Origin of the sequence: Mesorhizobium sp. M6A.T.Ce.TU.016.01.1.1, from assembly GCF_003997065.1 — a bacterium.
Taxonomy (GTDB): domain Bacteria; phylum Pseudomonadota; class Alphaproteobacteria; order Rhizobiales; family Rhizobiaceae; genus Mesorhizobium; species Mesorhizobium mediterraneum.
On the sequence record NZ_RZTJ01000004.1, the window covers coordinates 383730 to 398390 of the forward strand.

Annotated in this window: 15 protein-coding genes; 10 read left to right on the top strand and 5 right to left on the bottom strand. The window is 61.1% G+C overall.

Translation table 11 applies throughout. From position 1 onward, the window contains the following. Window positions 1-36: 36 nt before the first annotated feature. A complete protein-coding gene (gene mutM, locus EOC94_RS10575; RefSeq protein ID WP_095487910.1) occupies window positions 37-945 on the bottom strand; it encodes a bifunctional DNA-formamidopyrimidine glycosylase/DNA-(apurinic or apyrimidinic site) lyase in 909 nt (302 codons plus the stop codon). Continuing rightward, window positions 938-2176: a phosphopentomutase gene (locus EOC94_RS10580; RefSeq protein ID WP_127290441.1), complete on the bottom strand. Its 1239-nt coding sequence runs from the start codon at window positions 2174-2176 to the stop codon at window positions 938-940. The genes mutM and EOC94_RS10580 overlap by 8 nt, the downstream gene beginning before the upstream one ends. Window positions 2177-2329: 153 nt before the next feature. Here EOC94_RS10580 and EOC94_RS10585 point away from each other — a divergent pair, with 153 nt between their 5' ends. Then, a complete protein-coding gene (locus tag EOC94_RS10585; RefSeq protein WP_127290277.1) occupies window positions 2330-3253 on the top strand; it encodes a PhnD/SsuA/transferrin family substrate-binding protein in 924 nt (307 codons plus the stop codon). 119 nt (window positions 3254-3372) lie between these two features. Here EOC94_RS10585 and EOC94_RS10590 read toward each other — a convergent pair whose 3' ends face one another. The 3 genes from EOC94_RS10590 to EOC94_RS10600 form a co-directional block, all read right to left on the bottom strand. Continuing rightward, window positions 3373-3993, bottom strand: a complete 621-nt coding sequence (locus EOC94_RS10590) for a TadE/TadG family type IV pilus assembly protein (RefSeq protein ID WP_127290443.1) — start codon at window positions 3991-3993, stop codon at window positions 3373-3375. 37 nt (window positions 3994-4030) lie between these two features. Then, window positions 4031-4591 carry a TadE/TadG family type IV pilus assembly protein gene (locus tag EOC94_RS10595; protein ID WP_126103736.1) on the bottom strand — a complete coding sequence of 187 codons (561 nt, stop codon included), beginning with the start codon at window positions 4589-4591 and terminating at the stop codon, window positions 4031-4033. Window positions 4592-4745: 154 nt separating this feature from the next. Further along, window positions 4746-5168, bottom strand: a complete 423-nt coding sequence (locus tag EOC94_RS10600) for a pilus assembly protein N-terminal domain-containing protein (RefSeq protein ID WP_126103735.1) — start codon at window positions 5166-5168, stop codon at window positions 4746-4748. Between the two features lie 354 nt (window positions 5169-5522). Here EOC94_RS10600 and EOC94_RS10605 point away from each other — a divergent pair, with 354 nt between their 5' ends. From EOC94_RS10605 to EOC94_RS10645, 9 genes are all read left to right on the top strand, one after another. Further along, window positions 5523-5693: a Flp family type IVb pilin gene (locus tag EOC94_RS10605; protein WP_126103734.1), complete on the top strand. Its 171-nt coding sequence runs from the start codon at window positions 5523-5525 to the stop codon at window positions 5691-5693. A gap of 148 nt (window positions 5694-5841) precedes the next feature. After that, on the top strand, window positions 5842-6360 hold the full coding sequence (locus EOC94_RS10610; RefSeq protein ID WP_127203553.1) for a prepilin peptidase: 519 nt from the start codon (window positions 5842-5844) through the stop codon (window positions 6358-6360). 221 nt (window positions 6361-6581) lie between these two features. Beyond that, the gene (gene cpaB, locus EOC94_RS10615; protein ID WP_127290279.1) at window positions 6582-7394 is read left to right on the top strand and encodes a Flp pilus assembly protein CpaB; all 813 of its coding nucleotides are present in this window, start codon (window positions 6582-6584) and stop codon (window positions 7392-7394) included. Then, window positions 7391-8923 (top strand): type II and III secretion system protein family protein, encoded by a 1533-nt coding sequence (locus EOC94_RS10620; protein ID WP_127290281.1) that lies wholly within the window; start codon window positions 7391-7393, stop codon window positions 8921-8923. Before cpaB ends, EOC94_RS10620 begins: the two co-directional genes overlap by 4 nt. Window positions 8924-8937: 14 nt before the next feature. After that, entirely contained in the window at window positions 8938-9675 is a 738-nt protein-coding gene (locus EOC94_RS10625; RefSeq protein WP_126103730.1) for a CpaD family pilus assembly protein, read from the top strand. 28 nt (window positions 9676-9703) lie between these two features. After that, window positions 9704-10993: a CpaE family protein gene (locus EOC94_RS10630; RefSeq protein WP_127290283.1), complete on the top strand. Its 1290-nt coding sequence runs from the start codon at window positions 9704-9706 to the stop codon at window positions 10991-10993. Between the two features lie 29 nt (window positions 10994-11022). Continuing rightward, window positions 11023-12528 carry a CpaF family protein gene (locus tag EOC94_RS10635; RefSeq protein WP_126103728.1) on the top strand — a complete coding sequence of 502 codons (1506 nt, stop codon included), beginning with the start codon at window positions 11023-11025 and terminating at the stop codon, window positions 12526-12528. Between the two features lie 29 nt (window positions 12529-12557). Then, complete coding sequence (locus tag EOC94_RS10640; protein WP_126103727.1) at window positions 12558-13571, top strand: type II secretion system F family protein; 1014 nt, start codon at window positions 12558-12560, stop codon at window positions 13569-13571. 12 nt (window positions 13572-13583) lie between these two features. Beyond that, window positions 13584-14600: a type II secretion system F family protein gene (locus EOC94_RS10645; RefSeq protein ID WP_126103726.1), complete on the top strand. Its 1017-nt coding sequence runs from the start codon at window positions 13584-13586 to the stop codon at window positions 14598-14600. The last annotated feature ends 61 nt before the right edge of the window (window positions 14601-14661 follow it).

Sequence of the window (14661 nt, forward strand, 5' to 3'; positions counted from 1 at the left end):
TCTGGCGTCCAACTCACACATGGCGTCCAGGCTGGCTCACATCTGACAGGTCCGGCAATAGAAGGTGGAACGCCCGCTTTGCACGACGCGCTCTATGTGGCCGCCGCAGCCGTGCTTTGAGCAGGGTTCGCCCTCGCGATCGTAGACCGCGAAGGAATGCTGGAAATAGCCCAGGGACCCGTCGGTCTGCACATAGTCGCGCAGCGACGATCCGCCGGCGGCGATTGCATCGGCGATCACCGCGCGGATTGCTTCGGCCAAGGCGTCGCTCTGCTGTCTGGCCTTCTTTCCAGGCTTTGCGATGGTGCCCGACTCGCGCAACGGCGACAGGCTGGCGCGCCACAGGGCTTCCGACACATAGATATTGCCGAGCCCGGCGATCAGCCGCTGATCGAGAAGTGCCGCCTTCAGCGGCGACTTCCGGCCTTTCAGCAGCGAGGCGAGAAGCCCGCCGTCCAACGCATTGCCTGTCGGCTCGACGCCCAGCCCCGCCAGCATCGGATGCGTGTCGGGCGCCCCTTCCGAAAACAGCATGAAGCCGAAACGACGCGGGTCGTTGAAGGTCACGCGCGACCGGACGCCTTTGGGCGAGACGACATGGAAGACGACATGGTCGTGCACCGCGTTTTTCGAGCGCTCGTGATAAAACGCGCCCAACATTTCGCTGTTATCGGGCATTTCGCTGTCATCGGACATTTCGATGCGGAACGAACCAGACATGCCGAGATGGCAGATCAGCACCGGGCCGCCTGCCAGATACATCGTCAGGTATTTGGCCCGGCGACCGAGTGCCGTAATCGTCTTGCCGGTCAGCCTCTCCGAGAATTTTTCAGGAAACGGAAAGCGCAGGTCGGGCCGGCGTGCCTCGACGCGTGCGATGCGGGCGCCTTCCAGGACCGCCTGCAGGCCACGCCGGACCGTTTCGACCTCAGGCAATTCAGGCATGGCCGCCTATCGTTGCATAAAAGGAGGTGCCGTGGCGGCCGCGTGCCAGCCCAAGATGCTCGGCGACCGTTTCACCGATGTCGGCGAACGTCGTTCTGAGCCCAATGTCACCGCCAAAACCTGATCCCGTGCCGATCACCGGAATGCGTTCGCGCGTATGATCGGTGCCGTGCCAGGTCGGATCGTTGCCATGGTCGGCCGTGAGGATGAGAAGATCGCCGTGCCTCAGCCGCGCAAGCGCCTCCGGCAGCCGCCGGTCGAAGGCCTCGAGCGCGGCGGCATAGCCGGCAACGTCGCGCCGATGGCCGAACTCGGTGTCGAAGTCGACGAAATTGGCGAAGACGAGATCGCCGTCGCCCGCGTCATCCATCGCGCCGAGCGCCTTGTCGAACATCGCCATGTTGCCGGCGGCCTTGCGCACTTCCGAAATGCCGCGATGGGCGAAGATATCGCCGATCTTGCCGACCGCGATGACCCGGCTGCCCCGCGCCGTCAGCCGGTCGAGCAGGGTTGGTTCGGGTGGCGGCACCGAATAGTCCCGGCGGTTGTGCGTCCGTTCGAAGCTCGCGGCGGTTTCCCCAATGAAAGGTCGCGCGATCACCCGTCCGATGTTCAGCGGATCGACCAGCCTGCGCACCACCTTGCAGAATTCGTAGAGCCGTTCCAGGCCGAAGTGAACTTCATGCGCGGCGATCTGCAGAACGGAGTCGACCGAAGTGTAGCAGATCGGCTTGCCGGTGCGTATATGCTCCTCACCGAGCCGTTCGATGATCTCCGTGCCCGGGGCATGGCAATTTCCGAGAACGCCCGGCACCTCTCCTTCGCGGATGATTGCTTCGGTCAGCTCGGCTGGAAAGGCGGGAACCGTGTTCGGGAAATAGCCCCAGTCGAACCGGACTGGCAAGGCGGCGATTTCCCAATGGCCCGACGGCGTGTCCTTGCCGCTTGAAATCTCCTGCGCCGCGCCATGGAAGGCGGAGGCGAGCTGGGCCTTGCCGCCGATGTCGATGCTGAATCCTGTCGCGGTTTTCGCCGCGTGGCCCAGACCGAGCGAGAGCATATTGGGTATGAAAAGCGGTCCTTTGCGCAGCCCCTCGCGATCCGCCCGGCCTTCTGCGCAGGCTCTGGCGATGTGTCCGAACGTGTTGGAACCGGCGTCGCCATAGCGCTCGGCGTCGGCCGCGCCGCCGATGCCGAAGGAATCGAGAACGAAAAGGAAGGCGCGCGCCATTGCAGGGTTCATTATTATTGTCTGTCCGTCCGCCCAGACATAGGGTTCCGCGGCGCCATTGGCAATTCGGAACCAGACGGCTTGGCGCGATAGTTGAGATGCCGCGAAATGCCGGCATAGGCATGGATCGATGAAAGGCGAGCGGGGACTCACATGAGGCATGCCTTGAAGGCCTCCGTAGCCATTATGACGATGCTGGGCGCATCCTGGTCAAACCCGGCGCGCGCCGATTGGCGGGACGACATCGGCACGTTTCGTGTCGGCATCGTTGCCGAGCCCGGCGCCGGCAACACCGTTCCGGGTCTTGAGCTGTTGACGGATGCCTACACCAAGGCGCTCGGCATGAGGGTGGAGTTTGTCGTTGCCCGCGACTACGCGGCGCTGATCGAGGCGCAGGCCAATGCCCAGATCGAATATGCGGTCTATTCGGCGACCGCCTACGCCACCGCATCCGAACGTTGCGAATGCGTCGAGCCTCTTGTGGCGCCTGTCGATTCCGACGGCGCGGTCGGCATCCGCTCCGTCTTGCTGACGCGGGACGGCAAGGTCCCGGATCTGGCCGCGATGGAAGCACATCGGGTCGCCATGGCGCCCCCGGACAGCGTCGGCGGTTCTCTCTTGCCACTTGCCGGGCTGGCCGCCGAAGGCGTCAAGGTTGCCGAGGACGCACCATTTCTGACGCACGCCAGTTCGGCTGCGGCGGCTGAAACGATGCTGGTCGATGGTGAGGCCGATGCCCTGTTCGGCTGGATGCCGGCGATGGCCGATGGTCAGCCGGATCTTCCGGGCGGCACGGTGGCTAGGCTGGAAATGGCAGGGATTTCGAAAGCAGCACTTCGGGTCGTGTGGACGTCCGGCGTGCTGCGATATGGTCCCCATGCCGTCCGCAGCGATCTCGACCCCGAAGCCAAACGGCGGCTCACCGTGTTCCTCATCAATCTCAGATCGATGTCGCCGGATGTCTACGATCTTCTGGAATGGAAACATTCCGGCGGCTTCGCCGTCGCCAGTCCGGATGACTACGCGATGGCCGCGGCGATCGTGCGCCTGGTGTCAGGCAACCATCGACAGCAATAGCAACCGGCGTCGGAGCATCGGAGCAAAAAAAGAAGACCGGTTCTGTGTCAATCCGAGTTCAAAAAATGGAGCGGCGGTGCGGCTCGATTTGAGAGTCCGCCGCTCTGCCCGCGGTTGTTTCAGCAGGTGGCGCAAGGAATCGTCAGGCTCCTGCGGGGCCTGAGATAATATGTTTCCCCCATCGATATCTTGTTGAAGGCCGAGCTCAATCCAAGTCGCTTTTCGCTGTCCGCCGACCAGGTGATGATCGGCTCGTATGCAAGATCGCTTTCGACGCGAATGAGGAAGGTGTCCTTGATCTCAAGCGCTTTTGGAATCGTGGTGACGGAGTCCTTGGCGGCGTCGGCGCTGAAGGCATCGCCAACCATCTTGCGTGACCACACGACCTGCACCTTCGGCGGCGTTTCGTTGGTGACCTTTATCGCGGTGATGACGATCTTCGGGGTCGAGCGGTTGTAGGGCTGAAGGGTGGAGTTGCCGATCTTCATGATCGCATCGAGATCGGCGGCGGAGATTATCTCCTGCTGGGTGACCAGATCCGCCACCATGCTGCCTATGCGGCTGACCTTCTTGCTGGTCTCGATGGCTTGCGAGGCTTCCATGGTCATGAAGTACATGATCAGCAGGACAGGCACGATGAAGGCAAACTCAACGGCCGCGACACCGCGGCGATCGCAGCAGAACCGGATGGCTTTCGTGCAGATCCCAGTGATTCCCATATGTGCCCCCGCACGCCCCATGCCCTCGTCCTTTTCCCCACTCACGCAATGGCTCGGTTCAGTCGTCGAACGGCTCGTTCTGCCAGGTCACCGATGTGAAATGCAGCGTCTTGCCGCCGTCCAGATTGGCCATCGATTTAGCCATGAAATCGGTCATGACCGGCCATTTGTAAAAAACCCGCAGCATGTTCTTCGATGCAGCTAGGCCCGGGTCTACCGTAAAGGTCGTTATTTTCGTGCCGGTCAGCTCGATGTCGCCAGCTGTTGTGATCTTGAAGCCCGCGGTTGCCGCGTCGGCGAAGGTTGGGAATTCGCGCAGGTCCACCAGCAATCCGGGGCAGTCCTTGGCGACCATGATCTCCAGCCGGCTGCAGATCATGGCCTTCAGCGTGGCCTCGGTCACGTCGGCCCTCTTTAGCTGCCCTGTCCGTAACTGGCGCGCGACGTCGTCGGTGATGTTGGCCATCACCTCCTGCCCGGCAAATGAAATGCAACTCTCCAGGATGGCAAAGACGAGGAGCGCAAACGGCACCGCAAGCATCGCGAATTCGATGGCCGTGCTGCCGCGCCGGTCACCAAGGAATCGCGCGGAAAAGCTCGCTCGTCCTGCTTTGCTCATGTCCCGTCTTCGCCGATCCTGATGGGGGTGTCGGAGGAAACATTAGCGGAAACCCATTGAGGCGCGGTTTGGATGATCGTTAAATTCGACGGAAAGGTTTTAAGCGGCCGATAACCAAAGCGGCATTTCAGTGAGACGAGAATAGCCCAGTTGCTTATTGGCCGGCGCTCATCTCGGCTTCCGAGGCTTTCTCCGCATCGCTCTTGTACGAGCTTTCGCAATACGGCGTGCAGGACATGGTCTGTATTTCGGCACGTCGATAGATGCGCACCGACGACGCGTCCTGTCGCACGACAGTGATCTGCTCGTCGACGATCGGACTGCCCTCTTGATCGAGGACGACGAGGTTGGTGACGCCAAAGCCCTTGCCCGTCAGCACGATCGTCGAAGCATCCTGCACGGAGGCATCGGCGATCGCCGGATTGCCGACGACGATCGTATCGGCGGCGCGCGACAATTTGACGATCTTCGCCTGGTTCATCGTAACCTCGATGCCGCCGCCCGCATTGGCCGGCACGACGAAGGCCGTGGTGGCAAGAAGCGCGGCAATCGGAAAGGACGATCTCGGCCCGGTCATTGAAGCGCTCCACGGCGGCGAACTGCTCAACGGAACATGAACGAGATTGGTGAACCAACGGTTAAGCGGATGGAAGCCGTGGTGATGTCGGGATCGGAATCATGATCGCCTGGAGCGCGCCGCCCCTTTCTCAAATCGCCAAATTGCGGCTTTCTCGGCCTTTGGGGTGTTTGTCGGGTTCGCGAGCGTCACTTAGTTTACGGTTAACCACGCAATGCCTTCGAAGCGGGAAAGGAATCGGTAAGGCTGTTTATTAAGCCGATCGAAAGAGCTTCTCCATAGATTGGCAGCATCCGATCAGCCACCAAGAGAAGTTGACGGAATTGCTGTAACATCTGGAGTAGGAGCTCTCGAATGTCTAATCTCATTGCACGTTTTGTGAAGGACGAATCCGGCGCGACCGCCATCGAATATGGTCTGATCGCCGCCCTCATCGCACTCGCTATCATGGTCGGCGCCGGTCAACTGGGCAATAGCATCAACCAGAAGTTCAAGGATATCTCCTCGACGCTGAACGGCGCCTGATAATAGCGACGTTAGTCGCTTTTTCGGATCAAGGGCCGCCTCGTTTGGCGGCCCTTATTCGTTGTGTCAGGCGATTTTGAATTCCCGGCCTCATCAATCGTTAATCGAACACGTCTAGGCTGGGCCAGGTACCATGGGCGCTGCGCTGATGATTGAAGCCTTGATCTTCGTTGTCTTTCCGTTCTGCATGCTTTTCGCCGCGATCTCCGACATGCTGTCGATGACGATCGCCAATCGCGTGCCGGTGCTGCTCGTGGCTGTTTTCGCTCTGGTCGCACCGCTGACGGGCATGGACTGGGCAACCTATGGCTTGCATTTCGCCTCCGGCGGCCTTGTCCTCGCCGTGACGTTCGGTCTGTTCGCGCTCGGCGGCATGGGAGGCGGAGACGCCAAGCTGCTGGCCGCCACGGCCCTCTGGATGGGGCTGAACATTCATCTCGTCGAATATCTCGTGGCCTCGGCATTCATCGGGGGCCTCCTGACGCTCGCCATCCTCGCTTATCGCAAATCGCCGCTTGCAGCCGTTACAAGTCACAATCCGTTTTTACGCCACTTCGCCGACGAGACGACCGGCGTACCCTATGGCATAGCGCTCGGCATTGGCGGGCTGCTCACCTTTCCGAATTCGCCGTTGATGGCGTGGGCACTCGTAAGGCTGGCGGCCTAATTCTCGCCGCCAACTTTCCCTCGTGAGACTAGGCTTCCACTATTTCGATTTTGGCGTTGGAGCAGGCGGCTTGGCCGCCTTTTTTACGGGCCGAACCGGATGCCTCAAATTTATGTAAACCTTAAATTAATCACGATCGTAAGCATTATATTAACCTTGTTTTGACGATTGCCGCTGCAAGGTCCGGCTTGGCTACGTGGTTTGCCAAGAGGTTCGGACAAATGCCAGCATCCCGACTGATCATTCTAGGCGTGGCGGTGGCCGCGGCGGGTGGCGCAGGCTATGTTGCAAAAAACATGGTGGCGGCTCCGCCGCCTCAAATCGTCGATTCCGGCCCCTCGGCGCCGGCAATCGCGCTTCAGGACGTGCTTGTCCTGTCCGGCGACGTTCCGATGGGCAGCCCGCTCGAGAACAATATCAGCTGGCAGTCCTGGCCGGCCGACGGCATCAACGCGAATTTCATAACCCGTGCCGCGGAGCCCGAAGCGCTTGAGAAGCTGAAAGGCGGTGTCGCCCGTGTGGCGATGTATGCCGGCGAGCCTTTGCGGCGCTCCAAGCTGATCGGCGAGGGACAGAGCTTCATGTCGTCCATCCTGCCCTCCGGCATGCGGGCCGTCGCCACGGCCGTATCGGCCGACACCTCGGCCGGCGGCTTCATTCTTCCCAACGATTTCGTCGACGTCATCATGACCCGCAGAGCCGATGCCGCGAATGGCGGCAGCGGCTTTACGACCGAAACCATCCTCAAGAACATTCGCGTCCTGGCAATCGACCAGACAATCCAGGAGGACGAGGAAGGCAAGAGGACCAGAGTCGGCCAGACCGCCACGCTGGAGCTGACACCCCAGCAGGCGGAAATCATCACCGTCGCCCAGCAGATGGCGGATCGCCTGACATTGGCGCTGCGGTCGATCAGCGATACCCAGGAGAAGAATCTGGGCGAGGCCGACTATCTCGTTTCCGGCAATGGGCGGCGCGGAACGGTGCGATTGATAAAGTCGGGCGAAGTTTCCGAAGTGGGGGCAAGGCAATGAGGCTACACGCTGGACTGCCGGTCACACTGGCTGCGGCAATCGGCCTGTTTCTCCTCGGAACGAATGCGCATGGTGTCGTCGAGGCGAATGCGGCAGGCAAGAATGCCGAGGTGTCGGCTTCGACCGCCACCCAGCGCGTCAAGCTCGGTCTCAACAAATCGGTGGTCATCGACCTGCCGAGCGATGCCTATGATATTCTCGTCGCCAATCCGGCGGTCGCCGATGCGGTGACCCGCACCGCCAGGCGCATCTATTTGTTCGGAAAGGCGGTGGGCGACACCAACATCTTCGTCTTCGGCCCCAATGGCGAACAGATCGTCAGCCTGGATCTGGCAGTCGAACGCGACGTCGCCGGGCTGGAAGACTATATCAGGCGCTTCATCCCGTCATCGACCATTGCGGTCGAATTGCTGAACGACAACGTCGTCCTGACCGGAACCGTGGACACTCCCCTGGATGCCAAGCGCGCGGTCGATCTGGCAACCATCTTCGTGTCCGGCGGTGAAGCGACCACGGGACAATATTCGCAGACCGCCTCCGGCGGCTCGGCCGAAGCCGGTGTCGACATCGACAATCCGGATTCCGAGCGCCGCGTCAGCCAGATCGTCAACCTGCTGCAGATCATCGGCGACGACCAGGTGACGCTGAAAGTGACGGTGGCCGAAGTCAGCCGCTCGGTGATGAAGCAGCTCGGCGTCAACCTTATTGGCGACGGCGGCAGCAACGGCATCAGTTGGAGCGCACTGACCAGCCCCGCATACGGATTGGGAAAGCCACTGTCGCAAAACTCGGGACTTTCAATCGGCACCTCGGCGCTTCAAGCGTACATCAACGCCATGGAGCAAAGCGGTGTCATGAAGACGCTGGCCGAGCCGACATTGACCGCAGTCTCGGGTGAGAAAGCGACTTTCAAAGTCGGCGGTGAATTCAATCTCATCACAAGCCGAACGAACAACGTTTCAGGCGACAATCAAACGGGCCAGGTTACTTACACCAACGAAAAGCTCGAATATGGAATTGGCCTCGAATTCCAGCCTGTCGTGCTCTCGGCGGGCCGCATCAGCCTTAAAGTGAGGACGTCGGTTTCGGAGCCTACGACGGAAGGCGCCACAGTGCTCGAAGGGGGTGGTGACTTGCCCGGCACCACTTTGCTGTCGATCCGCAAACGCCTGGCCGACACCACCGTCGAATTGCCTTCCGGCGGTTCGATGATGATCGCCGGCCTCGTTCGAGACGATATCCGGCAGGCGGTCGCGGGGCTGCCCGGGCTGACCAAGATACCGGTGCTCGGCACGCTGTTCCGCAGCAGGGACTTCGTCCGCAACGAAACCGAGCTCGTCATCATCATCACGCCCTACCTGGTGAAGCCGGTGGCGCGCAACGAGCTTGCCAAGCCGGATGACAATTTCAACGCGGCCAGCGATGGCGCCGGCATGTTCCTTGGCCGTGTCAATCGCGTCTACGGCACCATGCAGACCGACAAGCCCAACGGCCGTTACCACGGCGTTGTCGGCTTCATCTACAAGTGATCGGGGAAGCGGACATGTCTCAGTCAGCGTCGAAGCCAAGGAAGATCATCGCAGCGATGCGGCCCGGCCGTTCGCGGACCTACCGGCCGGCCATTCCGGTCCTGGCGATTGCGGTCGCGGCATTGCTGGCGGGCTGCGCCAAGCGGGACAGCATCACGGTTGGTGCCGTTCCGGACGACTATCGCACCACGCATCCGATCGTGATCGCTGAGAAGGTCCAGAAGATCGACCTTCCGGTCGGCGCCGGCGACCGCGGCATGACCGGGTCTCAACGCGCCACGCTTCTGGGTTTCCTGGACGGCTACGACAAGAGTGCCGCTCCGGCTCTGACGATCTCGATCCCGAGCGGTTCGGCCAACGAGATCGCCGCGACCGCAGCCGGTCGCGATTTCGCCAGGCTTGCGATTGCCAGCGGCATCAGCCGCAACCGGATCGCCGTGACTACCTACCAGTCGGTTTCGGCCGAAGCGTCCGCGCCGATCCGCGTCGCCTTTGTCTCGGTGAAGGCCCAGACCGATAAATGTGGGCGCTGGCCCGAAGATCTGCTGGAGACGTCGGAAAACAAGCACTACGCCGATTTCGGCTGCTCTTATCAAAACAATCTTGCCGCCCAGATGGCCAACCCAGCCGATCTAATCGGGCCGCGCAAGCAATCCGATATCGACGCGGAAAATCGCGGCGAGGTGATCGACGTCTACCGCCAGAGAGGCATTTCGGACGAGTTCCTCGGCAATTCCGAAGTGGAATATTGAGCTTGAGCCGCGCAGGTCACGGAAAGAAATGACAATGAGCAATCTTGCCTACGACGCAGGGCTAGACGGCGGCGAAACCTCGCAGCAGGATATCGCCGCCATGCAGGCGTTGCGGCCGATTCCGCGCATTTCGATCCAGGCATTTTGCGAGACCGAAGGCGTTGCCAATCCGGTCGAGCGCGCCGGCGAGGATCGCCGCATGGCGAAGGCCCATCTGAAGGCCCATATGGGCGGCATCGCCACCGCCATCGAATTCTACCAATCGGCGCCGACACCGAACTTGATCCTGCTGGAATCGCGCAGCGAGCCGACGCAATTGCTCGAGCAGCTCACGCAGCTCTCCGAATATTGCGATCCGACCTCCAAGGTCGTGGTCATCGGCCACTACAATGATGTTGGCCTTTACCGCGAGCTCATCCGCTCCGGCATTTCCGAATATGTCATCGCGCCGGTGTCGATGGCCGACATCGTCAGCGTGATATCGTCGATTTTCGTTGATCCGGAGGCCGAGCCGATCGGCCGCTCGATCGCCTTCATCGGCGCCAAGGGCGGCGTCGGCTCCTCGACCATTGCCCACAATGTGGCCTGGGCGATGTCGTCCCTGTTCAAATCTGAAGTGGTCGTCGCCGACCTCGATCTTGCTTTCGGAACGGCCAACATCAATTTCGATCAGGATCCGGCGCAAGGCATTGCCGAGGCGGTCTTCTCACCGGAGCGCGTCGACGAGGTCTATCTCGACCGGCTGCTTGCCCAGTGCGCCGAGCACCTGTCGCTGCTTGCAGCACCTTCAACGCTCGACCGGGTCTACGATTTCGATCCCGACGCCTTCATGCAGCTTATCGACACGGCCCAGCGCAGTGTGCCGCTTCTGGTGCTCGATATCCCGCACATCTGGACAGGCTGGACCAAGAACACGCTGGTCAAGGCCGACGAGATCGTGATCACAGCGACGCCGGAGCTGGCCAATCTGCGCAACACCAAGAATCTCGTCGACATGTTAAAGCGGCTTCGCCCGAACGATCCGCCGCCCAAGCTGATCATCAATCAGGCAGGCGTGCCGAAGCGCCCGGAGATTGCGTCATCCGACTTCGCCGACTCGCTCGGCCTGTCGCCGATGTCGGTGATTCCTTTCGAGCCGCAGCTGTTCGGAAATGCCGCCAATAATGGGCGCATGCTCGGTGAAATGGATGCCAAGAACCAGGTCGTCGGCATGGTCAACGAGATTGCGCATGTGCTGACCGGGCGCAGCGAAATCAAGGCAAGAAAGAAAGCGGGCCTGGGCAATCTCCTTGGCAAGCTCTCGCGCAGCAAGAAGTGATGCTTTCGCAGCGGAATTGGTAGTCGATCATGTTTGGTAAAAGAGGTAGCGACGACGGCAGCCGGTTCACCCCGGAATTCCGTCAGCCGGCACCTGCGCCCGCCGCGCCGGCGGCGGCAAACCCTGCGGAAACGTCGGTTCTTGCCAAACCCGCGCCGCCGTTGCTTGGCACGTCCGCGGCCCCGCTCGCGCGCCGCGCTGTCGAGGCGCCGCCACTGGCACCGGAGCCAAAAAGGATCCAGCGCGAGAAGAGCGAAGCCTACTACGACACCAAGAGCCAGGTCTTCTCCGCGCTCATCGACACGATCGACCTGTCGCAGCTCGCCAAGCTCGATCCCGAAAGCGCGCGCGAAGAAATCCGCGACATCGTCAACGACATCATCGCGATCAAGAATTTTGCGATGTCGATCGCCGAACAGGAAGAACTGCTCGACGACATCTGCAATGACGTCCTGGGTTACGGGCCGCTGGAGCCATTGCTCGCCCGCGACGACATCGCCGATATCATGGTCAATGGTTCCAAGGACGTCTACATCGAGGTCAACGGGAAGGTCGAGCAGACCGGAATTCGTTTCCGCGACAACCAGCAGCTTCTCAACATCTGTCAGCGCATCGTCAGCCAGGTTGGCCGCCGCGTCGATGAATCGAGCCCGATCTGCGACGCACGCCTTCCCGATGGTTCCCGCGTCAACGTCATCGCGCCGCCGCTCGCCATCGACGGCACCGCTCTCACCATCCGCAAGTTCAAGAAGGACAAGCTGACGCTCGATCAGCTGGTCAAGTTCGGTGCCATTTCGCCGCATGGCGCCGAGATTCTCAAGATCATCGGCCGCGTCCGCTGCAACATCGTCATTTCGGGCGGCACCGGCTCGGGCAAGACGACGCTGCTCAACTGCCTGACCAACTATATCGACCGCGAGGAACGCGTCATCACCTGCGAGGACTCGGCCGAGCTGCAATTGCAGCAGCCGCATGTCGTGCGTCTGGAAACCCGCCCGCCCAACCTCGAGGGCGAGGGCGAGGTGACCATGCGCGACCTGGTCAAGAACTGCCTGCGCATGCGTCCCGAGCGTATCATCGTTGGCGAAGTGCGCGGACCCGAAGTGTTCGATCTTCTGCAGGCGATGAACACCGGTCATGACGGCTCGATGGGCACGATCCACTCGAACAGCCCGCGCGAATGCCTGAACCGTATCGAATCGATGATCGCGATGGGCGGCTACACGCTGCCGCAGAAGACCGTGCGTGAAATCGTGGTCGGTTCCGTGGACGTGATCATCCAGGCCGCTCGCCTGCGCGACGGATCGCGGCGTATCACCCACATCACCGAGGTGATCGGAATGGAGGGCGATGTCATCATCACGCAGGACATCGTCCTCTACAACATCAAAGGCGAGGATGCGAACGGCAGGCTGCTGGGCGAGCACGTGTCGACAGGCATCGGTCGTCCGCATTTCTGGGAGCGCGCCCGCTACTATGGCGAGGAACAGCGCCTCGCCAATGCGCTCGAGGCGATGGAGAAACGCGCTGACTGAAGCATTCGGAGGCGTAGGGGCCAGGATCGATGTTCGGAATTGACGGCACCGTATTGGCATTCATCGTGCTCGCCGGCTTCAGCGCCGGCGCGGTCGCCTATGCTTTTCTGTTCAATCGGATTAGCACCGAGAAGCAAGTCGGCAGGCGGCTTGAAACGATCAAGACTGCCGAGACGGATCGTGACGTCGTCAAGGCCTCGCGCGATCGCGTGGCGGAAGCGGCCAAGCGTCGCAAATCGGTCCAGGATTCGCTGAAGGATCTTGAGCAGAAGCAGAAAACCAACCAGAGCATCGTCAAGAAGCCGCCACTGAAGGCCCAGATCCGTCAGGCGGGCATGAAGGTCTCGCTCGAGCGCTTCTATCTCTACTCGGCCGTTTGCGGCGCCGTCCTGACGTTTCTTGCGTATTTCATCGGCGCGCCACTGCTTGTCTTGCCGGGTGCGCTGCTGGTCGGCACTCTCGGACTGCCACGCTGGTTCGTCTCGTTTTGCCGCGCGCGCCGGGTCAAGGCGTTCCTCAACGAATTTCCGAATGCGCTCGACATCATCGTGCGTGCGGTCAAATCCGGCCTGCCGCTGAACGACGCCGTCCGCCTGATCGCCAACGAATCTCCCGAACCGGTCAAGACCGAGTTCCGCCGCATCGTCGATTCGCAGCAGATGGGCCTGTCGATCCCCGACGCCAGCCTGCGTATGGCCGAAACAATGCCGTGCACGGAAGCGAGCTTCTTCGGCATCGTCATCCAGATCCAGTCCCAGGCCGGCGGCAATCTTTCGGAGGCGCTTGGCAATCTTTCGCGCGTGCTTCGCGACCGCAAGAAAATGAAGGCCAAGGTCCAGGCGCTGTCCATGGAAGCGAAGGCGTCCGCCGTGATCATCGGCGCGTTGCCTTTCGTCGTCGCCTTTCTCGTCTACCTGACAAGCCCGAACTATATCATGCCTCTGTTTACCACCAGCGCCGGCAATCTGATCCTCGGTTGCTCGGCGGTCTGGATGTCTATCGGCATCCTGGTGATGCGCAAGATGATGAACTTCGAAGTTTAGGATTTCGAGCGCATGACCGAAACTGTCGTCAAGACCCTTACCGACCCGGCATTCCTGATTGCCTTGCTGGTCGGCATCGCGGTGTTTGCGACCGTCTTCACGCTGCTGCCTGCTTTTGGTGGAAACCAGCTCAAGGCGCGCATGAAATCCGTAGCGCTGGAGCGCGACGAATTGCGCGCCAAGCAGCGTGCGCGGCTTGCCGTCGAGGCCGATCGCCGCCGTAAGGGCCTGCGCGAGCAACAGTCGATCGGCATGCGAAATATTGTCGACCGGCTGGACCTGAGACGCGCCCTTGCCGATGAAGGCACGTTGCAGAAACTCAAGGTGGCTGGCTTTCGCGGGCAGAATCCGCTGACGCGTTTCCTTTTCTTCCGTCTGGTCCTGCCCTTTATCGGCTTTGCGCTGGCCGCGATGTATCTGTTCGTGCTCGGAGGATTGCCGGAGCAGCCGCCTCTCATCAAACTGTTTGTCTGCGTCGTCGTCGCCTATGCGGGTTTTTACGCGCCGGTGCTTTACGTCAACAACCGCGCCACTAAGCGCAAGCAGTCGATCCAAATGGCGTGGCCGGACGCGCTCGATCTGATGCTGATCTGCGTCGAATCAGGCATGTCGGTTGAGGCGGCGTTTCGCAAGGTCGCGGACGAGATCGGCGCGCAATCGGTGGCGCTTGCCGAAGAGTTCATCCTGACCAATGCCGAACTTTCCTACTTGCAGGAACGCAAGCAGGCTTACGAGAACCTTGCAAGTCGCACCGGCCTGGAATCGGTCAAGTCGGTGTCGCAGGCGCTGGTCCAGGCTGAGCGCTACGGCACGCCGGTGGCGCATGCGCTGCGCGTGCTTGCCAGTGAAAGCCGCGACATGCGCATGAACGCCGCCGAGAAGAAGGCCGCGGCCTTGCCACCGAAGCTCACCGTGCCGATGATCCTGTTCTTCCTGCCGGTGCTGTTCGCCATCATTCTGGGTCCTGCAGGCATCCAGGTGAGCCAGCGCGGCATCTTCGGCGCCCCGTCGACATCCAGCGGCCAATAGCCTCGCCAAGGCGACAATACACGCAAAATCCGCGGTGCTGATGCACCGCGGCTTTGGAATT